Consider the following 22,541-nt stretch of genomic DNA (forward strand, 5'->3'; position numbering starts at 1 on the left):
TGTTCGCGCTTCCCCGAAGGGTCAAGCGCTCAGATGGAGGCGCCACCTTATCTGGCCCTTCGGGAAGCCAGGATCCGAAGCAAATGGCGGACTTGGATGAGGTTCGAGTCGGAAAGAACGAAGATGTGCACTGCATCAACGCACCACACGCAGCCCCGGCTTCCAGCGCTGCAACCCCGGTGCTAGAGTCGTCGCCCATGAAAATCGCCCGCCCTGACCGCTCGCTGATTGCCTGGATGCTCTATGTCTGCGTCCTGTTCAATCTGTTCGCGTGCGGACTGCACCACGGGCAGGCGATGGGCCTGGAGTTGAGCGGCCTCGGTGGCGCGTTCTGCTCCGGCCAGTCCAATGCCGACCCGGGTCTCGATGGCAACCTGGGCGGTAGCGCAGCCAGCGGCTGGTCCGGTGTTTTCAAATGCCCGCTGTGCGGGACGATCCCCCTGGCAATGGCCGCGCTGTTTACCCTGCTCTGGCTGTTGGGCGTTCGCGATGCCCGCCCGAGCACCTTCGAAACGCGGCGCAACGCGCCCCCGCGCTATCTCTGGCCTTCGGCCAATCCTCGCGCCTCTCCGTTCCACTGAATCCGTCGCCGGTACGCCCGGCTCTGCACTCGACGACCGAATTGCCTCCTGGCCTGACGTACGCGCAGGAATGCTGGATGGCCGGTGCGCGCGGGTGTGCGGTGCGCTGGAAAAGCGCATCTATGCTGAGTCTGAAATCAGCTCGACCAAGGCCCCTTCAGGGTCAGGAACATGATGGATGGAACCAGGCATGACTGATTTGGATGCCTTCCGACGCAACCGCTCGCTGATTGCCTGGATGCTCTATGCGTGCGTCCTGTTCAATCTGTTCGCCTGCGGTCTGCACCACGGGAAGGCGATGGGTCTGGAACTGAGCGGCCTGGGTGGTGCGTTCTGCTCAGGCGCATCCAATGCCGGTCCGAGCCTCGATGGTGATCTGGACGGCAGCGCTGCCAGTGGCTGGTCCGGCATTTTCAAATGCCCGCTATGCGGGACAATCCCTCTGGCAATGGCCGCGCTCTTCGTGCTGGCCTGGCTGCTGGGCGTACGCGATGCTCGCCCGATAACCTTCGAACCACGCCAAAAAACTTCACCCCGCCATACCTGGCCCTCCGCCAACCCCCGCGCTCCCTAGCCGTCTTCGCGCTGTCTTCTTCCCGCTGTGACGTCGGGCACTTGCCCGTGCGCGCTGCGCGGCTGTGCAACACCCGAAAAGACTGCCAATCCAAGACCCAAGGAGTGCGCCATGCGCCAATTTCCTTTGCTGAGCCTGCTCGCCCTGAGCGTGAGCCTGGCCAGTTTCGCCCATGCCGAGCACGTAGAACTCGGCAAGACCGTCGTGACGGACGAGTACCGTCGCGACCCGACTTCGCCGACCATCGCCGAGAAGAAAGAAGACTTCTCACACATCCCCGGCGGCGCCGGGGTGGTCGATGCCGAGACCTACAAGAACGGCCGCAGCAGCACTCTGCAGGACGCCCTGGGGATGGCAACGGGCGTGTTCATCCAGCCGCGCTTCGGCGCCGAGGAAGCTCGCCTGTCCATTCGCGGCTCCGGCCTGCAGCGCACCTTCCATGGCCGTGGCCTGCTGCTGATGCAGGACGGCGCACCGGTCAACCTCGCGGACGGGAGCTTCGACTTCCAGACCATCGAGCCGCTGGCGACCGACCACATCGAAGTGCTGCGCGGCGCCAATGCCTGGCGCTATGGTTCGGCCACCCTCGGTGGCGCCATCAACTTCGTCAGCCCCACCGGCAAGACCGCACCGCCGGTGACCCTGCGCGCGGAAGGGGGCAGCTTCGGCTATCAGCGAATCTATGGCGCGGCGGCCCAGGACTTCGGTGACTGGGATGGCTTTGTCAGTGCGAACGGCTACAGCCAGGACGGCTACCGTGATCATTCCCGACAGGACAACCAGCGCTACTTCGCCAACCTGGGCGGACGAATCAACGAGCGGCTGGCCACGCGCTTCTACCTGACCCATGTGGAGACCGACTCGGACCTGCCGGGCAACCTGACCCTGGCGCAGATGCGTCGTGATCCGAAACAGGCGGCACCGGGCAACATTACCGGCGTCCAGCAGCGCGACTTCAATCTCGACCGCTTGGGCAACATCAGCGTGCTGCAGCTGGACGATGGTCACAGTCTGGAGTTCGCCAGCTTCTACAGCACCAAGTCGCTGTTCCACCCCATCTTCCAGGTGCTCGATGTCGACAGCGAGGACTATGGCCTCCGCGTTTCCCACAAGTGGATGAACGAGGAGGGTTGGCGCTGGACCGGCGGCGTGGAGGCCAGCCAGGGGCGCAACTGGGATTCGCGCTACGTCAACGTCGGGGGCGAGAAGGGCCGCAAGGTCAACGAGCTGCATCAAACCGCGCGCAACCTCAATGCCTTCGCTGAGCTGGAGATTCCGCTGGCCGAACGCTGGGCGTTGATCGGCGGCCTGGCCCGGCTGCATCAGGAGCGCGACGTGGATGACCGCCTGCGTTGCAATGCCTTCGTCACGGCGTTCTGCCTACCCCAGGATGAATCCTTCAACAAGAGCTACCTCGGTCGAATCGGCCGCATCGGTTTGCGCCATGACCTGAGCGAGGAGATGCAGCTGTTCGCCAACCTCAGCCAGAGCTTCGAGCCGCCGACCTTCAGCGAGCTCACCGGCGGTCAGGTGGTGACCGCCAACGATGCGCAGAAGGCCAACACCGTGGAAGTCGGCATGCGTTGGCAGCGGGATAGCGTGGACATGGACCTAGCGGTCTACCGCAGCGAAATCCGCGACGAGCTGCTGGCACTGAACGATGCCAATGGCCAGCCACTGGGCACGGTCAACGCCGACCGCACCATCCACCAGGGCATCGAACTTGGCGGCGCCTGGACCATCGGCGAATTCGTCCTGCGCGGACAGTATCTGTTCAACGATTTCCGCTTCGACAACGACGACACCTACGGCGACAACCGCTTGGCCGGCCTGCCGCGCCAGTTCATCAAGGGCGAGGCCCTGTGGCAGCGCGAAGGTTGGTACGCCGGGCCGACTTTCGAGTGGGTGCCGAACCATTACAACGTCGATCAGGCGGAAACCCTCTACGCCGACGGTTATGTCATCTGGGGGCTCAAGGCGGGCTACCGTCCGGGCGAGGGCTTCGGCTTCTTCGTGGAGGGACGCAACCTTTCCGACAAGACCTACGTCGCCACCACCGGGGTGATCGCCGACGCCCAGGGCCGGGATAGCGCGCAGTTCCTGCCGGGCGATGGCCGGGCGGTCTATGCCGGCCTGGAGTGGCGGATGTGATCGGGGCGCCGGGCGTCTACAGCCCCGGCGTCGGGCCCCCGCCCAACCCGTGACGGCGGGAGGGTAGGGGCGCAAAAGTCGTTGACAGCGACGGGCATCGCGACGACCTTTTGCGCTCCCACACCTCCTGCCTGCTTGTTGCATCGAATGCGGTGTCAGGCGGTGCTTTTGCCCACCACGGATCTACCCCATGAAGAAGCTGCTCATCATCGGCATCGGCGCCGGCAACCCCGAGTACATCACCATCCAGGCCGTGAAGGCGCTGAACCAGGTCGATGTGTTCTTCATCATGGACAAGGGCGACAGCAAGGAAAAACTCATCCACCTGCGCCAGGAAATCTGCGAGCGCTACATCACCGAACGCGACTATCGATTCGTCGAGGCCAGCAGCCCCGAACGTCAGCGCGAGGGTGGCGACTACCGGGCTAATGTCAGGGACCTGAACCTGGCCAAGCAGCAGGTGTTCGAACGCCTGATCGACGAAGAACTGGCCGATGGCGAGTGCGGGGCCTTCCTGGTCTGGGGCGATCCGTCGCTCTACGACAGCACCATCCGAATCCTGGAATCCATCCTCCGAGGTGGCCGGATCCAGTTCGAGTTCGATGTGATCCCCGGGATTACCAGCGTCCAGGCGCTGACGGCCCGTCACAAGGTGCCGCTCAACCGCATCGGCAAGTCCGTCCAGATCACTACGGGCCGTCGGCTGGCCGAGGGTTTCCCGGAGAACGCCGACAGTGTCGTGGTGATGCTCGATGCGGAAGATACCTACCAGCAGTTGAATGATCCGCAGCTGGAAATCTACTGGGGTGCCTATGTGGGCACGCCGGACGAAATCCTCATTTCCGGCAAGCTCAATGAAGTGGCCGATGAGATTCGCCGGGTGCGGCACGACGCTCGGGAGGCCAATGGCTGGATCATGGACACCTATCTGCTGCGTCGCGCGGATGATGGCGAAGACTGATGTTCTCTCATCATGAGAGAAACTTGATTTCATAGCGAAATTATTGAGTTTTACTCATGTTTTGGTGCGCTGGACAATTCCCCCAATGATTTTTCAATGGAGGAATTTCCCATGGCATTGGCACATAACCTCGGCTTCCCGCGTATCGGCGGGGATCGCGAACTGAAGAAGGCCCAGGAAGCCTTCTGGAAGGGCGAGCTGGACGAGGCCGGACTGCGTGCCGTCGGCCGCAAGCTGCGTGCTGAGCATTGGCAAATCCAGAAGGACGCAGGGATCGATCTACTGCCGGTTGGCGATTTCGCCTGGTACGACCAGGTGCTGACGCACTCCCTGACCTTCGGCGTCATCCCCGAGCGCTTCCGGGGCCACGGCAACGCCAAGCCGACCCTGCAGACCCTGTTCGGCATGGCCCGTGGTGTCAGCGACAGTTGCTGCGGCGGCGCGCACGCGCAGGAGATGACGAAGTGGTTCGACACCAACTACCACTATCTGGTCCCTGAGTTTTCCGCTGACCAGCAGTTCGTCCTGAGCTGGGAGCAATTGTTCGAGGAAGTGGCTGAAGCCCAGGCCCTCGGCCACAACGTGAAGCCGGTGCTGATCGGTCCGCTGACCTACCTCTGGCTGGGCAAGGCCAAGGGGGGCGAGTTCGATAAGCTCGACCTGCTGGAGCATCTGTTGCCGCTGTATGGGGAGATCCTCCAACGTCTCGACGCCCAAGGCGTGGAGTGGGTACAGATCGACGAACCGATTCTCGTGCTCGACCTGCCCCAGGACTGGAAGAATGCTTTCGAGCGTGCCTACAACCTGCTGCAGAAAGAACCGCTGAAGAAGCTGGTCGCTACCTATTTCGGTGGCCTGGAAGACAACCTCGGCCTTGCCGCCGGCCTGCCGGTGGACGGTCTGCACATCGACCTGGTGCGTGCGCCCGAGCAGTACCCGACCATTCTCGACCGCGTGCCGGGTTACAAGGTGCTGTCCCTCGGTCTGGTGAACGGCCGCAACGTCTGGCGCTGCGATCTGGAGAAAGCACTCGACGTCCTGCGCCATGCTCATGAGCGCCTTGGCGATCGCCTGTGGGTGGCACCCTCCTGCTCGCTGCTGCACAGCCCGGTCGACCTGGCCCGCGAGGACAAGCTGGATGCCGAGCTGAAGAGCTGGCTGGCTTTCGCCGTGCAGAAGTGCGAGGAAGTTGCCGCGCTGTCCCGCGCCCTGACCGAACCGGAGTCTCCAGAGGTGCTGGAGGCCTTGGCCGTCAGCCAAGCCGTGCAGGCCAGCGGTGCTGAATCGCCGCGCATCCACAAGCCAGCGGTCCAGGCTCGCGTTGCCGCGCTGAAACCGGAAGATGACAAGCGTCCGGCACCTTTCGCCGCGCGCATCGAGAAACAGCGTGCGGAGCTTTATCTGCCGGCCTTCCCGACTACTACCATCGGTTCCTTCCCGCAGACCTCCGCCATCCGCCTGGCGCGCCAGGCGTTCAAGGCGGGCAAGCTGTCAGAGGCCGAGTACACCGAAGCCATGCACAGCGAAATCCGCCATGCCGTGGAAGTGCAGGAAAGGCTGGGCCTGGACGTCCTGGTGCACGGCGAGGCCGAGCGCAATGACATGGTGGAATACTTCGCCGAACAGCTGGACGGCTACGCCTTCACCCGCTTCGGCTGGGTCCAGAGCTACGGCTCCCGTTGCGTGAAGCCAGCAGTGATCTTTGGTGATCTCAGCCGTCCGAACGCCATGACTGTGGAGTGGATCCGCTATGCCCAGGGCCTGACGTCCAAATGGATGAAGGGCATGTTGACCGGCCCTGTGACCATGCTGATGTGGTCCTTCCCGCGCGAGGACGTGTCCCGCGAGGTGCAGGCCAGGCAATTGGCGCTGGCCATTCGTGACGAAGTGCTGGACCTGGAAGCGACCGGCATCCGCATCGTGCAGATCGACGAGGCGGCGTTCCGCGAAGGCCTGCCGCTGCGCAAGGCTGGCTGGCAGGCTTATCTGGACTGGGCCACCGAGGCCTTCCGCCTGACCGCGAGCGGCGTGAAGGACGAAACCCAGATCCACACCCACATGTGCTACAGCGAGTTCAACGACGTGATCGAGTCCATCGCCGCGATGGACGCCGACGTCATCACCATCGAGACCTCACGCTCCGACATGGAGCTGCTGGATGCCTTCGAGGCCTTCGCCTATCCGAACGAGATCGGCCCGGGCGTCTACGACATCCACTCGCCGCGCGTGCCCGGCAAGGACGAGATCATCAATCTGCTGCGCAAGGCCGCCCAGCGGGTTTCCGCCGAGCGCCTCTGGGTCAACCCGGACTGCGGCCTGAAGACCCGCGCCTGGCCGGAAACCGAAGCAGCGCTGGTGAACATGGTGGCAGCGGCCAACGAACTGCGCGCTGAGTTTGCCTAGTAAGCCGGATGCGGATGTGAGTGAAGAACGGGACGCCTGGCGTCCCGTTTCGCTTGCTGCAGAAACGCAAAAGCCGCGCAATGCGCGGCTTTTGATTTGGTGGGCCCACACGGACTCGAACCGTGGACCAAAGGATTATGAGTCCTCTGCTCTAACCGACTGAGCTATAGGCCCCAGAAGGCCGGCGGATTATACAGGCGCCTTTTGCTGGGTGCCAATCGCGGGTAGGGGACTGAGGAATTTGCGGGCGAAAGCCTCGGCGGGCAGGGCGGCGCTGACGATAAAGCCTTGAATCTGTTCGCATCCTTCTGCAGCGAGGAAATATTCCTGCGCCTTGGTTTCGACGCCTTCGGCGATGACGGTGAGTTGCATGCTGCGGCCGAGGGCGATGATGGCGCGGCTGATGGCGGCGTCGTTGGGATCGTCCGGCAGGCCGCGTACGAAGGACTTGTCGATCTTCAGCACATCCAGCGGCAGTCGTTTGAGGTAGCTGAGCGAGGAGTAGCCGGTGCCGAAGTCGTCGATGGCCAGTTGCACGCCGAGGGCCTTGAGGCTGTGCAGCACGCTGAGGGCTTCTTCGGCCTGGCTCATGATGAAGCTTTCGGTGATTTCCAGTTGCAGGCGCTGGGGTTCGAGGCCCAGTCCGTGGATGAGTTTTTGCAAGCGCTCCATCAGGAGCGGCTGGCGCAGTTGGGCGCCGGCGAGGTTGACCGAGAGCGGGCCGAACGGGGCGTGGCCTTCCTGCCATTGCTGCATCTGCCGGCAGGCATGGTCCAGTACCCAGTCGCCCAGGGGGAGGATCAGGCCGCATTCTTCCGCGAGGGGGATGAAGCGCTCGGGAGGGATCTCGCCGAGCTGCGGGTGATACCAGCGCACCAGGGCTTCGGCCCCCACCAGCGTCTGATGCTGGAGGCTGAACTTGGGCTGGTAGCTCAGGGACAGTTCATTGCGTTCCAGTGCGCGGCGCAATTCGGTCTCGAGGGCCATCCGCTCGGTCGCCTGGCTGGTGAGGTCGCGGGTATAGAACTCGATGCGGTTGCGGCCGCGGGCCTTGGCCCGGTACATGGCGGCGTCGGCATTCTTCACCACGGTCGCCACGTCCAGGCCGTGTTCGGGGAACAGGCTGATGCCGATGCTGGCGCTCATGAAGAACTCGTGCTGGCCAGCGGGAATGGGCGCTTCGAAGCAGGCCAGAAGCTTGTTGGCCACGGTTTGTGCGTCGCTAGCGTTGTGAAGTCCGGGCAGGAGGATGATGAATTCGTCGCCACCGAGGCGGGCCACGGTATCGATGTCGCGCAGTTGCTCGCGCAAGCGGGTGGCGATGCCCTTGAGCAGCAGGTCGCCCACCGGGTGGCCGAGGCTGTCGTTGATGTGCTTGAAACGGTCCAGGTCTATGAACAGGACAGCGCCGTGATGGTGGTCGGTGGTGGCGTCGGCCAGCGCCAGTTGTAGGCGGCTTTCGAACAGCAGGCGATTGGGCAGGCCAGTGAGGGAGTCGTGGTGGGCCTGGAAGTCGAGTCGGGCCTGCGCATGCTTGAGGGGTGAGATGTCGGCGAACACGCCGACGTAATGGGTGACCTGCTGATGGCGGTCGCGCACGGCGCTGATGGTGAGCCATTCGGGGTAGGGCTCACCGTTCCGGCGGCGGTTCCAGATTTCGCCTTGCCAGTGCCCTTCGCGTTCGAGTTGATGCCACATGGCAGCGTAGAAAGCGCTGTCGTGCTGGCCGGAGGCGAGCAAGCGCGGCGACTGGCCGAGGGCCTCGCTTTCGCTGTAGCCGGTGATCTCACTGAAGGCGCGGTTGACGGCCGTGATGCGTTGTTCGGTGTCGGTGATCATCACGCCTTCGGCGGTGCTCTCGAACACGGTGGCGGCCTGCAGCAACTTTTCCTGCATCTGCTGGCGCTCGGTGACGTCGCGGGCAATGGTCAGCATGCAGGGTTCGCCGTCGATGGGCATCGGTTGGGCGGAGAGCTCGCAGATGCGTATCTGGCCAGTCTTGGTACGTACGGCAGTGGTGTAGTGGTGCAGGCTGCCGTGTTCCTGGATGGCCTGGATCATGAGCGCGCGGTCGGCCGGGTTGGCCCACAAGCCGAGTTCGAGGGTGGAGCGGTCGGCGATCTCTCGCTGGCTGTAGCCGGTGATCCGGGTGAAGCCACCGTTGGCCTCCAGCAGGCGCCCGTCGCTCATGCGGGTGATGAGCAGGCCGTCTGGCGAGGCATGGAAGGCGCGGGCGAACTTCTCTTCGGAAACCTGCAGCAGCTGTTGGGTTTCCTTGAGTTGGGTGATGTCGCGGACTACCACGACCAGGGACGGGATGTTGTCCAGGTCGATGCTCTGCGCGGAAATCAGGCCGATGAAGGTTTCCCCATTGGCGCGGCGGAAGGGCATCTCCAGGTTGTGCAGCGGATTGCCTTGTTGCAGACGCTGGAGGAGTTTCGGGCCGATGCCGGGAATGCCCCAGATATCCAGCTCAGTGGCGGTACGGCCGAGGGCTTCGCTGGCCTTGAGTCCGATCTGTTGCTCGAAGGTCTGGTTGATCGCCAGCAGGTTGCCATCGGTGCGGCGCGCGATGACGATGATGTCGGGGCAATTGTGGAAAACCGAGGCGAACTTCTGCTCGGAGAGTTGCAGCGCCTGCTCGGTCTGTTTGGCCTCGGTGATGTCGATCATCAAGCCGCGCATCATCTGCGTCTCACCGTGGGGAATGAGCGTGATGATGTCGCGCACCCATAGCACCCGGCCGTCGGCAGTGATCATGCGGTAGTCGAGACTGTGGTCGCGGCCGGCAATGGTTTCGGTTTCGCAGAAAGCGTTGGCCCATCCTGAGTCGTCGGGGTGCAGGGTGCGCCGCCAGAAGCCGGGCTCCAGCCAGTTGCTCAAGGGGTAGCCGAGCAGGCGTTCGGCGTGGGGCGAAACGTAGGTGTAGCAGTAATCTTCGACGCGCATCTCCCAGGCGATGGCGTTGAGGCTCTCCACGAGGCCGCGGTAATGCTGTTCGCTGCTGCGCAGCTCTTCCTGCAGGGCGGCGCGGCTGGTCATTTCATTGCTGAGGCGGCGATTGACGCGCATGACGAAGGCAAGCACGCCGGCCAGCAGCAGCACGGCCGGCAGGCCATAGAGCAGGATGCGCTTCCAGTCGATGTGCGGGTAGAGGGCATCGCCCACCCAGCGCTCCTGGATGGCCGCGGTTTCTTCCGGGGTGATCTCGGCGAATACCCTGTCGAGGATGCCGGCGAGTAGCGGATGGATTTTCGGCGTCGCCATGGCCAGTTGATAGCGATAGGGCGTCTCGCCGCTGATGCTGATGCCGTTCAGCTTGAGCTGGCGCAGGCTCCAGACACTGGAGGCAAGGTCACCGACGAAGGCGTCTACCTGGCCGGTGGCCAGGGCCTGTAGCGCGGCGGCCACTGTGGGGTAGCCCTGCAGGCTCAGGTCGGGGTGCTGGTTGCGCAGGAGTTCATGGGGGGCATAGTCGGATACGACGCCGACGCGCAGGCCGTAGAGGTCCTGGATGTTCGATGGCTGGGGGCCCCGTGTCTGGGAAAGGATGACGATGGGGAAGTCGAGATAGGGCCGCGTGAAGTTCAGGTACTGCTGGCGTTCCGGGGTGGACATGACGCCGGGGAGGATGTCCAGTTCACCTTCGCGGGCTCGTTTGAGCACTTCGCCCCAATTACCGGACTCCACCGGGGTGAGCTTGAGCTTCAGTTTGCGACGGATCAGTTCGACGTAGTCGGCTGCCAGGCCTTGGTGGCGGCCTTGGGAATCCTGGAATTCGAAGGGGGGCCAGGAGGTGTCGATACCGAGTTGCAGCTCGCCGTGAGTGTCGAGCCAGGCCTGTTCTTCCGGAGTGAGCGTCAGGGCGCCGGCCGGGAAGGTCCAGAGTGCCAGCCAAAGCATCAGTAGGGCCCGCGCTCGCGCCATTGGCGGCCTCATTCCTTGAAGGGATGTAGGACCGAAGTGTAGACGTGACCGCTTGTCGGCTGGAAGTGAAATGAACGCGCTGAGCGATGCGACACACAAAAGAAAACCCCCGGACTGGCCGGGGGTTCTCGTATCGCTTACTCGTCGAGGAAGGAGCGCAGGTGCTCGCTTCGCGACGGGTGACGCAGCTTGCGCAGCGCCTTGGCTTCGATCTGACGGATACGCTCACGGGTTACATCGAACTGTTTGCCGACTTCCTCGAGGGTATGGTCGGTGTTCATGTCGATGCCGAAGCGCATACGCAGGACCTTGGCTTCACGGGCGGTGAGGCCGGCCAGGACTTCGCGGGTCGCTTCCTTGAGGCTCTCCACAGTGGCTACATCGATCGGGGACTGCATGGTGCTGTCCTCGATGAAGTCGCCCAGGTGCGAGTCTTCGTCGTCGCCGATCGGGGTTTCCATGGAGATCGGCTCTTTGGCGATCTTCAATACCTTGCGGATCTTGTCCTCGGGCATCTCCATGCGCTCGCCAAGCTCTTCCGGAGTGGGCTCGCGACCCATTTCCTGCAGCATCTGACGGGAGATGCGGTTGAGCTTGTTGATGGTCTCGATCATGTGCACCGGAATACGGATGGTGCGTGCCTGGTCGGCGATCGAGCGAGTGATCGCCTGACGGATCCACCAGGTGGCGTAGGTCGAGAACTTGTAGCCGCGACGGTATTCGAACTTGTCCACCGCCTTCATCAGGCCGATGTTGCCTTCCTGGATCAGGTCGAGGAACTGCAGACCGCGGTTGGTGTACTTCTTGGCGATGGAGATCACGAGACGCAGGTTGGCCTCGACCATCTCTTTCTTCGCCCGGCGAGCCTTGGCTTCACCGATGGACATGCGGCGGTTGACGTCCTTGATCTCGTTGACGGTCAGTTCGACCTCGTTCTGGAGATCCACCAGCTTCTGCTGGTTGCGCTTGATGTCGTCCACCAGCTTGCCGATGGCTTCGGCGTACTTGGCCTTGCCCTTGGCCAGGCTGTCGGCCCAGTCGAGGTCCACTTCGTTGCCCGGGAACAGGCGCAGGAAGTCGGCACGCGGCATACGGGCATCACGCACGCACAGCTGCATGATGGCGCGTTCCTGACCGCGGACACGGTCCAGGGCGCTGCGGACTTTTTCCACAAGAGCGTCGAACTGCTTCGGCACCAGCTTGATCGGCATGAAGAGCTCGGCCAGGGCCTGCAGCTCTTCAGTAGCCTGCTTGCTGTTGCGGCCGTGCTTCTTCAGGGCCTTCTTGGCCTTTTCGAGCTGATCGGAAACGGCAGTGAAGCGGCGCAGGGCTTCTTCCGGGTCCGGACCGCCATCGCCTTCTTCCTCTTCGTCGCCTTCGCTTTCTTCGTCCTCGTCTTCGTCCTTGTCCTTGGCCGAAGCGGAATCGTCCTTCAGTTCGACGGGCTCGACTTCCTCAGCCGGCACGGTGCCGTCATCCGGGTCGATATAACCGCTGAGAACGTCGGACAGGCGACCGCCTTCGCTGGTGATGCGCTGGTAGTCGGCGAGAATGCCGTCGACCGCGCCAGGGAAGTGGGCGATCGCGCTCATGACTTCGCGGATGCCTTCCTCGATGCGTTTGGCGATTTCGATCTCGCCTTCGCGGGTCAGCAGTTCCACGGTACCCATTTCACGCATGTACATGCGCACGGGGTCGGTAGTGCGGCCGATGTCGGTTTCCACCGCAGCCAGAGCGGCGGCGGCTTCTTCTGCAGCGGCTTCGTCGGTATCGGCTTCGGCCAGCAACAGGGCATCCGCATCCGGGGCACTTTCGAATACGTTGATCCCCATGTCGTTGATCATGCGGATGATGTCTTCCACCTGTTCCGGATCGGAAATATCCTCCGGCAGGTGGTCGTTGACCTCCGCGTAAGTCAGGTATCCCTGCTCACGTCCACGGGCGATCAATTCTTTAAGGCGAGACTGCTGTTGCGCTTTTCCGGACATAGCACCCTATCCATTTAAGGTCTTGGCGGGCTGAAAACAAGCCGAGGATTATACCTGATCCGGGGCCTTACGCGCCAGTTGGGGTCGGAGTCAGGGGAGAAGTGTTGCGGCTGAGGAGGTCGCGCAGCTGATCTTTTTCCTCTGCGCTGAGTTCGCTTTGCCGCGCTTTTCGCAGCAGCTTTTCCAGGCGGCGTTCCCGCTGGCGAGCCGACAACCTAGTTATAGTGTCGAAAAACTGTTGTTCAAGGTTGTCTTCGGAAATCAGCCATTCCTTTTCCGCCAGGGCCCGTAATAGACGGCCCTGATCGGTGCCATGCCAGCGGGCGATCAGCTGCAGCGAACGAAGTTTCGGATTCTTCTGAACGGCCTCCACGAGCGCCACCATGAGCTGGGCGTACGTGTCGTCTTCGGCGGCGAAGTGGCTGGCATCCTCGACTTTCTGCGCCAATGACGGATGGTGCAACAGCGTGCGAAGTGCCGTGAGAGTGGGGGATTCCACCTTCACTTCCGTGCGCGGCGGCTGCCTGAAATCATCGCGGCCCTGCTTGTTCCATTTCTTGCCGTCTTTCTTCCAGTCGTCCTTTTTCCAGCCTTCCTTACGCCGTTCGTCTTTCTGCCAGGTGCCCTGCTGGGCGGCTGGCTGCTCGAAGTAGTGCGAATGGTCCGGCTCGTGCTGCTGGTCGTCGTAGCCGGCGAAGGATGCGTAGTAGGCGTCTTCCGGGTGGTCGTGGCTCTCGCTTCTCGCCGGTGTCGCGCTGCGGGCGAACTGGCCGAGTGCCTCGCCATTGAGGCCGGTAATCTCGGCCAGGCGCTGGCGCATCAGGACCTTGAGATTAGCGCCGGGAATTCGCTCGATCAGCGGCGCGGCCAGCGTAGCCAGGTGAGCCTTGCCTTCCAGTGAGCTGGGGTCGGCTTCCTGAGTCAGTTGCTGGAAGAAGTAGTCCGCGAGCGGTTGTGCATGCTGGGTGATCCGCGCCCGGAATGCGTCGGTGCCTTCCTTGCGGACCAGGCTGTCCGGGTCTTCGCCCTCGGGCAGGAAGAGGAAGCGCGCGCGGCGTCCGTCCTCCAGCCCGGAGAGGGTTGCTTCCAGGGCGCGCCAAGCGGCTTTGCGTCCTGCCTGGTCGCCGTCGAAACAGAAGAGGATGTTCGGCACCAGGCGGAACAGGCGGCGGATGTGCTCTTCGCTGGTGGCCGTACCCAGCGTGGCGACGGCATTGCGCAGGCCCTGTTGGGCGAGGGCGATGACGTCCATGTACCCCTCGACGACCATGATTTCGTCGAGGTTGCGATTGTGCTTGCGTGCCTCGAACAGCCCGTAGAGTTCCTGGCCCTTGTGGAAAACCGGGGTTTCCGGCGAGTTCAGGTACTTGGGCTTGTCGTCGCCAAGCACCCGGCCACCGAAGGCGATGATGCGTCCACGGCTGTCACGGATCGGGAACATCACCCGGTCACGGAAGCGGTCGTAGCGCTTGCCGGTATCGGTGTTTTCGATCAGTAAGCCGGCGTCGATCATGTGCTTCTGCTGCAGGCTGTCTCCGCTCATGTGTTTGAGCAGGTTGTCCCAGCCGGGCGGGGCGAAGCCGAGGCCGAAGTCGCGGGCGATTTCGCCGGTCAAGCCGCGTCCTTTCAGGTATTCGACGGCGGCCTTTCGGGTCGGGTGTTGCTTCAGCGCGTGGCGATAGAAGTCCGATGCAGCGGTAAGCAGGGCGTAGAGCGGCGAATCGCTCGGCTGGCGTGGCCCGCTGCTGCGACCGCCTTCTTCTCTGGGGACTTCCAGGCCTGCGCGCTTGGCCAGTTCCTCGACCGCCTGGGGGAAGTCCAGGTGATCGTGATCCATGACGAAGCCGAGGGCATTGCCGCCGGCGCCGCAGCCGAAGCAGTAATAGAACTGCTTGTCCGGGCTGACGCTGAAGGAGGGCGTCTTTTCGTTATGGAAGGGGCAGCGAGCGGTGTAGTTCTTGCCGGCCTTCTTCAGCTGCACGCGGGCGCCGACCACTTCGACTATGTCGGTGCGGTTCAGCAGATCGTCGATGAAGCCTTGGGGGATCAGGCCAGCCATAGGGTGCTCAGGGCGCGGGAAGGTTCAAAGCATACTCGCGCCCGGTCAGTGAAGTCAGGCGGGAGTCTTGCGCTGGAAAGCAAAAAACTCCGCCATTCGCAAAAGCGAAGCGGAGTTTCTTGTGTACCCAGCATGCACTCGCCCGGCCGGAGCCGGGCGATGCGTGAGCGTGCGGCGTAGCCTGCTAACTCAGTACAGGCGCTCGCGGCGACGCTGCTCGCGCTGCACTTTCTTGGCGTGACGCTTGACCGCGGCGGCGGCTTTGCGCTTGCGCTCTGCAGTGGGCTTCTCGTAAAACTCACGGCTGCGAACTTCGGCCAGTACGCCGGCTTTCTCGCAGGAGCGCTTGAAACGACGCAGAGCTACGTCGAAGGGTTCGTTCTCTTTAACTTTGACGGCTGGCATCCAGGTCGTACCTTCATCAATTACCGAATGGTCGACGCATTCCGGCAAAAGCTGGCTCGGTGGCGCGTCGGATTTCAAGGGCTGCGGATATTAACGCCTCAGGGCACGGAATGCAAAGCCTTCAGTCGAAAACCGCTGGTCGGCGCAGGGGGCGGCGATTATGATTCGCGCCTTCTTCTTTTGCCAGGCCAGAAAGGCGCGTACCCATGCTAGTGCTGGGGTTGGAAACCTCCTGCGACGAAACCGGCGTCGCCCTTTATGACAGTGAACGCGGCCTGCTGGCCGATGCGCTGTTCAGTCAGATCGACCTGCATCGGGTCTACGGCGGCGTCGTGCCCGAGCTGGCGTCCCGCGACCATGTGAAGCGCCTGCTGCCGCTGCTGCGCGAAGTGCTGGAAGAGGCCGGTCGCAAGCCCGAGGATATCGACGGCATCGCCTACACCGCGGGTCCCGGCCTGGTTGGCGCGCTGCTGGTGGGGGCCTCCTGTGCCCAGGCCCTGGCGTTCGCCTGGGGCGTGCCGGCGCTTGGTGTCCACCATATGGAAGGCCACTTGCTGGCGCCCATGCTGGAAGAAACGCCGCCGGAGTTCCCGTTCATCGCCTTGCTGGTTTCGGGTGGTCACACCCAGTTGGTGCGGGTGGATGGCATCGGCCGCTACCAGTTGCTCGGCGAGTCGGTGGACGACGCCGCGGGCGAAGCCTTCGACAAGACCGCCAAGCTGATCGGCCTCGGTTATCCGGGCGGTCCGGAAATCGCGCGGCTGGCCCAGAGCGGCACCCCCGGCCGCTTCGTGTTCCCACGGCCGATGACCGATCGTCCCGGCCTGGACTTCTCTTTCAGCGGCCTCAAGACCTTCGCCCTCAATACCTGGCAGCGCTGCCGCGATGCTGGAGACGACGGCGAGCAAACCCGTTGCGACATCGCTCTGGCCTTCGAACAGGCGGTGGTGGAGACTCTCACCATCAAGTGCCGTCGCGCGCTCAAGCAGACCGGTCTCAAGCGCCTGGTGATCGCCGGCGGTGTCAGCGCCAACCAGTCGTTGCGCCAGGCCTTGGCCAAGATGCTCGGTGAGCTGAAGGGTGATGTGTTCTATGCACGGCCGCGTTTCTGCACCGACAACGGCGCGATGATCGCTTACGCCGGCTGCCAGCGTTTGCTGGCGGGCCAGCAGGATGGCCCGGCGATTGGTGTACAGGCGCGTTGGTCGATGGAGCAACTGCCCCCAGTCTGATTACTGGGTGAGTCGATTTCACGCAGACGTTCAGAAATGCCGTTCGCGTCCTGCGAAAAGGTCGCGTAGATTGCCGCGATGGCGCCAGACGATAAGTCCGGTCAGCACTGTCATCGGTAGCAGCGCGCCGGGTTGTTGCCAGGCCAGCAGCGGCAGTGTGAGCGGCGTGGCGATCAAGGCCGCCAGCGAACTGGTACGAGTCAGGTAGAAGGTCAGCGCCCAGGCGCAAATGGCCAGTAGTGCTGCCGGTGGATACAGGCCGAGCAGCATGCCGGCGGCGGTGGCGACACCCTTGCCGCCGCGAAATCGGAAGTAAATGGGATAAAGGTGCCCGAGCACCGCTGCGAGGCCGACCCAGGCCTGCTGTTGGATGTCGAAGCCACAGAGATGGGCGACCAGTACCGGCAACACGCCTTTGAGCAGGTCGCCAAGCAGGGTCAGGATCGCAAGTTTCTTTCCCGCCACCCGCAACATATTGGTGGCGCCAGGGTTGCCGGAACCCTGGGCACGTGGGTCGCCCGTGCCGAAGAGTCGGCTGAGCAGAATGGCGAAGGACAACGATCCGAGCAGGTAGGCGAGAGTCGCCAGCAGCCAAAACATGGTATCCATTCCGGGGCGAGGAAGTCCCGATTCTAGCGGGGCAGCACTGACGTGGACACGGTTTTCATCGAGGGTCTGGAAGTGGACACCGTAATCGGTGCCTATGACTGGGAGCGCAGTATCCGCCAGTGCCTGCGACTGGACCTGCATCTGGCCTGGGACAACCGACCGGCCGCTGCTGGCGACGACCTCGAGAAAGCACTCGACTATGCCGCCGTTTCCCAGCGCATCCAGGCGTTCGCCGCCGAGGCGCAGTTCCTCCTGGTGGAAACCTTCGCTGAGCGCCTGGTGGCTGTGCTGATGACCGAGTTCAATATTCCCTGGGTCCGCCTGAAGCTGCACAAACCCGGTGCCGTACCGGCAGCCAGCAGCGTTGGCGTGGAGATCGAGCGCGGATGTCGCTGACTCGTATCTACCTTGGCCTCGGCAGCAATATCGAGCGTGAGCGGAATCTGACCGCCGGGCTCGAGGCGCTGGACGGATTCCTCCAGGACATTCGCTGCTCTCCGGTGTTCGAAAGCTTTCCCGTGGGTATCAAGAGCGGGAACTTCTTCAATTTCGTGGTGGCCGCCCTCACCGACCTGTCCTTGCACGAACTGGATCGCCGCCTGAAGGAGATCGAGGCTGACAACGGTCGTTATGCGCCGGGCCGCAAGGGACTGCCGCTGGACATCGACGTGCTGCTGTATGGCGATCGCGTGGGGAACTTCGACGGCCTCATCCTGCCGCGCCCGGAAGTGCTGAAAAATGCTTTCGTGCTCTGGCCCCTGTCGCTGCTGGCGCCCGAGCTTCAGCATCCCGGCGAACATCGAGGCTTCGCTGAGCTCTGGGAGCGTGCCGCTATCGAGCAGGCACTCTGGCCGGCATCCTTCTCCTGGCGCGGCGTCGAGCTGACGCCGCCCGGGCTGATTCAGGCCTTCCCGCCACCTTCCTTGTAAGCCTTGAGTGCCTTGAGGCGCTCGGCCTTGAGCGCTTCGCCCAATTCGGCTCCCTTCAATCCCTTTTCCAGCAGCGGTTGCACGGCGACTTGGCGGGCAGCCTGGGCTGCGCCCAGCAGATAGGCGGCCTGCGGATAGTCGCGATGCTCTAGACCGGTGCGGCCGCGCGCGTCCATCTCACTGGCGGCGACGAACTCTTCGAAGCGCTGCGGCCGGCGGTAGACGTCGAAGCTTTGCAAGAGCTCCAGCAGGGTGGAGGCGCGCAGTTCCAGGGCGCGATGGGCGTGGGTGTGATACTCGCCGACCAACAGTGCCAGTTCCTGGCAGTCGCGGGGCGCCTTGCAGCGCTCATTGATGGCCTTGATCAGTTTCAGGCCGCGCTTTTCGTGGGCGATGTGCTGGGGCCATTCCTCTTCTGGGGTCAGGCCCTTGCCCAGGTCGTGCAACAGGCTGGCCCAGCGTACGGTCAGCGGCTGGTCGTGCTCGGCGCACTGGCGCAGGACGACCAGCACGTGCACGCCGGTGTCGACTTCCGGGTGATGTTGCGCCGGCTGCGGCACGCCGAACAGGCCGTCCACTTCAGGCAACCAGGCTGCCAGGGCGCCGCATTCGTGCAGCACCTGGATGAACACGTCCGGGCGTGGCTCCATCAGGGCGCGAGAGATTTCTTTCCAGCTGCGCTCCGGTGTCAGGGCATCCAGTTCGCCTGATTCGGCGATCTGCCGCATCAGCTCAAGGGTTTCCGGCGCGACGGTGAAGCCCAGGGGCGCATAGCGTGCGGCGAATCGTGCGACGCGCAGGACTCGCAGCGGGTCTTCGGCGAAAGCGGGGGAGACGTGGCGCAGTACGCGGGATTCGAGGTCTTTCTGGCCGTCATAGGGGTCGATGAGATTGCCGTGGTCATCCTCGGCCATGGCGTTGACCGTGAGATCCCGGCGAATCAGGTCCTGTTCCAGGGTCACATCCGGGCTGGCGTAGAAGGTGAAGCCGCCGTAGCCGCGTCCACTCTTGCGCTCGGTGCGCGCCAGGGCATATTCCTCGCCGGTCTGCGGATGCAGGAACACCGGGAAGTCCGCGCCCACTGGGCGGTAACCCTTTTCCAGCATTTCTTCAGCGGTGGCGCCCACCACGACCCAATCGTTCTCGGTGATGGCGCGATTCAACAGGCGGTCGCGTACCGCGCCACCGACTTTGTATATCTGCATGTGTTGCCTCCGTGGCTGCGGAGGATAGCAGTCTAGTGGGTTGCAGGAATCTGCCCGATCAGCGCCCTTACTGCGTTTTCGAGCAGTTCGGCACTGTCCCAGGAGGGGCTGAGGCCGGTGCTGGCCAAGCCTTCCCAAAGTACCTTGCCGGCGGGATCGGTCAGGCGCAGGCGCAAGGTTCCAGTCTCGTCACGCAGTCGGTGGATGGCCTGGTAGGGACCAAGGGGACTGGGGGGCGCCTGATCGACCTTGAATTCGAGCGGCTGATTGTTCACGGCCAGCCAGTAGTACACCTGCAACTGTGCATTGCCTTCAGCGCGATAGCCGCGGGCTTCCAGCTCCTGCCGGATCAGAGGGGCGAGCTGGGCGTAGCGCTCCCGATACGGCAGCTCACCGTTCACCGCCTGTTCCGGCGGCACCAGCGCAAAGCTGCTGCGCCCGGCCAGTTCGGCACTGGCCGGTTGCAGGATGCGGATTTGCGGGATGGACGTGGAGCAGGTGGCCAGGGCCAGACACAGCAGCAGGACGAGGAACAGGCGCATCTGAGGGCGGCTCCCATAGGGGTGAACCGCATGCTCGGCGTGGGCCGGGCACGCGGTCAACCGATCAAATGGGTGGAATGATCAGGTCCAGGCGCGGGTATTCCCCGTCCTCAGTGCGCTCCCCCTTTGGGGGGACGTGATGACTCCCTGTGATCTGTTCGCCGTAACGGGTTTCCAGGTGGATATCGAAGCCCCAAAGCCGGTGCAGGTGCTTGAGTACCTCGTCGGTGGACTCCCCCAGGGGTTTGCGGTCGTGCTGCTGGTGGCGCAGGGTGAGCGAGCGATCGCCACGACGATCCACGCTCCAGATCTGCACGTTGGGTTCGCGGTTGCCGAGGTTGTACTGGGCGGCCAGGGTTTCGCGGATCAGCCGGTAGCCTTGCTCGTCATGGATGGCCGGGACGTACAGCTCATCCTTCTGGTCGTCGTCGAGGATGCTGAACAGCTTGAAGTCGCGGATCACCTTGGGTGACAGGAACTGCAGGATGAAGCTTTCATCCTTGAAGCTGTTCATGGCGAACTTGAGCGTTGACAGCCAGTCGCTGCCGGCGATGTCCGGGAACCAGTGGCGGTCTTCCTCCGTGGGTTCCTCGCAGATGCGGCGGATGTCGCGGTACATCGCGAAGCCCAGGGCGTAGGGGTTGATGCCGCTGTAGTAGGGGCTGTCGAAGGGCGGCTGGTAGACCACGCTGGTGTGCGATTGCAGGAACTCCATCATGAAGCCTTCGGTGACGAGCCCTTCGTCGTACAGGTCATTGAGAAGCGTGTAGTGCCAGAAGGTGGCCCAGCCTTCGTTCATCACCTGGGTCTGGCGTTGTGGATAGAAGTACTGGGCGACCTTGCGCACGATGCGCACCACTTCCCGCTGCCAGGGTTCCAGCAGGGGGGCGTGCTTCTCGATGAAGTAGAGGATGTTTTCCTGCGGTTCGGCGGGGAAACGCTGGTTGTCCTTCTCGCCACCCTTGCCGGCGCCCTTGGGAATGGTGCGCCAGAGGTCGTTGATCTGCTTCTGCAGGTGTTCTTCACGTTCTTTCTGCCGGCGCCGTTCCTCCTCGGCGGAAATGGGGTAGGGCCGTTTGTAGCGGTCCACGCCGTAGTTCATCAGGGCGTGGCAGGAGTCGAGTAGGTCTTCCACCGCATCGATGCCGTGGCGCTCTTCGCACAGATTGATGTACTGCTTGGCGAACACCAGGTAGTCGATGATCGAGCTGGCGTCGGTCCAGGTGCGGAACAGGTAGTTGCCCTTGAAGAAGCTATTGTGGCCGTAGCAGGCATGAGCGATGACCAGGGCCTGCATGGTGATGGTGTTTTCCTCCATCAGATAGGCGATGCAGGGGTCGGAGTTGATCACGATCTCGTAGGCGAGGCCCATCTGGCCCCGCGAGTAACCCTTCTCGGTGGCGAGAAAGTGCTTGCCGTAGGACCAGTGGTGATAGCCGATGGGCATGCCGACTGACGCATAGGCGTCCATCATCTGCTCGGCGCTGATCACTTCGATCTGGTTTGGGTAGGTGTCCAGCGCATAGCGCTCGGCGATCCTGCTGATCTCGCGGTCGTAGGTGCGGATCAGGTCGAAGGTCCATTCCGACCCTGTGGAAATGGGCTTGCGTTCCTTCTTGCTGGCAGTCATTTCACGCCTCCCCTCAGGTCACGAGCCTGCGATGGAACAGCTCGCGGAACACCGGGTAGATATCCGCCGCCGAGACGATCTGTTGCTGGGCGAAGGTATCGCCGAACGCTTCGCAGACCTGTTCGTACTCGTACCACAGCGCCTGATGCTCGCGCGGAGTGATCTCGACGTAGGTGTAGTACTGCACGAACGGCATGATCTGCTTGATCAGGATATCCCGGCAGATGGGTGAATCGTCGTTCCAGTTGTCGCCGTCCGAAGCCTGGGCGGCATAGATATTCCATTCATTGATGGGGTAGCGCTCGGCCATGATCTCCTGCATCAGCTTGAGCGCGCTGGAGACGATGGTGCCGCCGGTTTCCCGGGAGTAGAAGAACTCTTCCTCGTCCACCTCGCGGGCGCTGGTGTGGTGGCGGATGAACACGACCTCGATCTTGTCGTAGTTCCGCTTGAGGAAGAGGTAAAGGAGGATGAAGAAGCGCTTGGCGATGTCCTTGGTGGCCTGGGTCATGGAGCCCGAGACGTCCATCAGGCAGAACATCACCGCCTTGGACGATGGGTTGGGCTGCTTGACCAGCAGGTTGTACTTGAGGTCGAAGGTGTCGAGGAAGGGGACTCGCTCGATCCTGGCGCGAAGCCTGGCGATTTCTGCCTCAAGTTCCTGGATATCGCCGAAGTTGTCCGGTTCCTCGCGCTTCAGGCGTTCCAGCTCCGCTTTCGCTACCTTCAGCTTGCCGCGACTGCTGCCGGAGAGCGCGATGCGGCGGGCGTGGGCCGAGCGCAGGGTGCGGACGATGTTGATGCGCGACGGGTTGCCTTCGTTGCTGATGCCCGCCCGCACGGTCTTGAAGGTGTCGGACCCGGTGAGGTGGCGCTTTACCAGGTTGGGCAGCTCGAGGTCCTCGAACATGAAGTCGAGGAATTCCTCCTGAGTGATCTGGAAGACGAAGTCGTCCATGCCCTCGCCCTGATTGCTGGCCTTGCCGCCCCCGCGCCCACCGCCGCCGCCCTGGGGTCGGGGGATGCGGTCACCGGTGGTGAATTCCTTGTTGCCGGGGTGGACGATGGTCTGGCGGCCACCGCGACCGTGGTGCAAAACCGGTTCGTCGATGTCACGGCCGGGAATGCTGATCTGTTCGCCATGCTCCATGTCGGTGATGGAGCGGCGGCTGACGGCCTCCTCCACGGCCTTCTTGATGTGCTCGCGGTAGCGCCGCAGGAACCGCTGCCGGTTCACGGTGCTCTTGTTCTTGCCGTTCAATCGCCTGTCGATGACGTAGCTCATAGACCCCTCCGGGGAGCTTCAGGCTGCAAAGCGCGGAGGACGCCGTACGATACGGCGCCT

General features: G+C 63.1%; 17 protein-coding genes and 1 tRNA gene. 8 read left to right on the forward strand and 10 right to left on the reverse strand.

Annotation, left to right across the window (positions count from 1 at the left end):
* Positions 1-197 precede the first annotated feature (197 nt).
* From E8E95_RS24995 to metE, 5 genes are all read left to right on the forward strand, one after another.
* Positions 198-581 carry a DUF2946 domain-containing protein gene (locus tag E8E95_RS24995; RefSeq protein WP_280354687.1) on the forward strand — a complete coding sequence of 128 codons (384 nt, stop codon included), beginning with the start codon at positions 198-200 and terminating at the stop codon, positions 579-581.
* A gap of 190 nt (positions 582-771) precedes the next feature.
* The gene (locus E8E95_RS25000) at positions 772-1,155 is read left to right on the forward strand and encodes a DUF2946 domain-containing protein (protein ID WP_280354688.1); all 384 of its coding nucleotides are present in this window, start codon (positions 772-774) and stop codon (positions 1,153-1,155) included.
* A gap of 111 nt (positions 1,156-1,266) precedes the next feature.
* Complete coding sequence (locus E8E95_RS25005; RefSeq protein ID WP_280354689.1) at positions 1,267-3,306, forward strand: TonB-dependent receptor; 2,040 nt, start codon at positions 1,267-1,269, stop codon at positions 3,304-3,306.
* A 190-nt stretch (positions 3,307-3,496) separates the two neighbouring features.
* Positions 3,497-4,267, forward strand: a complete 771-nt coding sequence (gene cobF, locus E8E95_RS25010) for a precorrin-6A synthase (deacetylating) (RefSeq protein ID WP_280354690.1) — start codon at positions 3,497-3,499, stop codon at positions 4,265-4,267.
* 111 nt (positions 4,268-4,378) lie between these two features.
* A complete protein-coding gene (gene metE / locus E8E95_RS25015) occupies positions 4,379-6,670 on the forward strand; it encodes a 5-methyltetrahydropteroyltriglutamate--homocysteine S-methyltransferase (RefSeq protein WP_280354691.1) in 2,292 nt (763 codons plus the stop codon).
* Between the two features lie 97 nt (positions 6,671-6,767).
* Here the strand turns inward: metE and E8E95_RS25020 are convergent.
* The 5 genes from E8E95_RS25020 to rpsU all read right to left on the reverse strand — a co-directional run bounded on the left by E8E95_RS25020 (position 6,768) and on the right by rpsU (position 15,049).
* Positions 6,768-6,844 (reverse strand) — tRNA-Ile (locus tag E8E95_RS25020).
* A 15-nt stretch (positions 6,845-6,859) separates the two neighbouring features.
* The gene (locus E8E95_RS25025) at positions 6,860-10,597 is read right to left on the reverse strand and encodes an EAL domain-containing protein (RefSeq protein WP_280354692.1); all 3,738 of its coding nucleotides are present in this window, start codon (positions 10,595-10,597) and stop codon (positions 6,860-6,862) included.
* 137 nt (positions 10,598-10,734) lie between these two features.
* Positions 10,735-12,585: an RNA polymerase sigma factor RpoD gene (gene rpoD / locus E8E95_RS25030; protein ID WP_280354693.1), complete on the reverse strand. Its 1,851-nt coding sequence runs from the start codon at positions 12,583-12,585 to the stop codon at positions 10,735-10,737.
* Positions 12,586-12,652: 67 nt separating this feature from the next.
* Entirely contained in the window at positions 12,653-14,644 is a 1,992-nt protein-coding gene (dnaG, locus tag E8E95_RS25035) for a DNA primase (RefSeq protein ID WP_280354694.1), read from the reverse strand.
* Positions 14,645-14,833: 189 nt separating this feature from the next.
* On the reverse strand, positions 14,834-15,049 hold the full coding sequence (gene rpsU, locus E8E95_RS25040) for a 30S ribosomal protein S21 (RefSeq protein ID WP_003085057.1): 216 nt from the start codon (positions 15,047-15,049) through the stop codon (positions 14,834-14,836).
* 206 nt (positions 15,050-15,255) lie between these two features.
* On the opposite strand from rpsU, the gene tsaD reads away from it, so the two are divergent.
* Positions 15,256-16,281, forward strand: a complete 1,026-nt coding sequence (gene tsaD / locus E8E95_RS25045; protein ID WP_280354695.1) for a tRNA (adenosine(37)-N6)-threonylcarbamoyltransferase complex transferase subunit TsaD — start codon at positions 15,256-15,258, stop codon at positions 16,279-16,281.
* 30 nt (positions 16,282-16,311) lie between these two features.
* On the opposite strand, the gene plsY is transcribed toward tsaD, so the two are convergent.
* A complete protein-coding gene (plsY, locus tag E8E95_RS25050; RefSeq protein WP_280354696.1) occupies positions 16,312-16,881 on the reverse strand; it encodes a glycerol-3-phosphate 1-O-acyltransferase PlsY in 570 nt (189 codons plus the stop codon).
* 51 nt (positions 16,882-16,932) lie between these two features.
* Between plsY and folB the strand changes: the two genes are divergently transcribed.
* A complete protein-coding gene (gene folB, locus E8E95_RS25055) occupies positions 16,933-17,286 on the forward strand; it encodes a dihydroneopterin aldolase (RefSeq protein WP_280354697.1) in 354 nt (117 codons plus the stop codon).
* Positions 17,277-17,819 (forward strand): 2-amino-4-hydroxy-6-hydroxymethyldihydropteridine diphosphokinase, encoded by a 543-nt coding sequence (gene folK, locus E8E95_RS25060; protein WP_280354698.1) that lies wholly within the window; start codon positions 17,277-17,279, stop codon positions 17,817-17,819. Before folB ends, folK begins: the two co-directional genes overlap by 10 nt.
* Here folK and E8E95_RS25065 read toward each other — a convergent pair.
* The 4 genes from E8E95_RS25065 to E8E95_RS25080 form a co-directional block, all read right to left on the reverse strand.
* Positions 17,792-19,024 carry a multifunctional CCA addition/repair protein gene (locus E8E95_RS25065; RefSeq protein WP_280354699.1) on the reverse strand — a complete coding sequence of 411 codons (1,233 nt, stop codon included), beginning with the start codon at positions 19,022-19,024 and terminating at the stop codon, positions 17,792-17,794. The two genes, folK and E8E95_RS25065, sit on opposite strands and share 28 nt — an antisense overlap.
* 32 nt (positions 19,025-19,056) lie before the next feature.
* Positions 19,057-19,566: a DUF4136 domain-containing protein gene (locus E8E95_RS25070; protein WP_280354700.1), complete on the reverse strand. Its 510-nt coding sequence runs from the start codon at positions 19,564-19,566 to the stop codon at positions 19,057-19,059.
* Positions 19,567-19,630: 64 nt separating this feature from the next.
* A complete protein-coding gene (locus tag E8E95_RS25075; RefSeq protein ID WP_280354701.1) occupies positions 19,631-21,196 on the reverse strand; it encodes a SpoVR family protein in 1,566 nt (521 codons plus the stop codon).
* Positions 21,197-21,209: 13 nt separating this feature from the next.
* Positions 21,210-22,481 (reverse strand): YeaH/YhbH family protein, encoded by a 1,272-nt coding sequence (locus E8E95_RS25080; protein WP_077520821.1) that lies wholly within the window; start codon positions 22,479-22,481, stop codon positions 21,210-21,212.
* Positions 22,482-22,541: the final 60 nt, after the last annotated feature.

It is taken from the genome of Pseudomonas sp. BN414, from assembly GCF_029871275.1.
GTDB classification, from domain to species: Bacteria; Pseudomonadota; Gammaproteobacteria; order Pseudomonadales; family Pseudomonadaceae; genus Metapseudomonas; species Metapseudomonas resinovorans_C.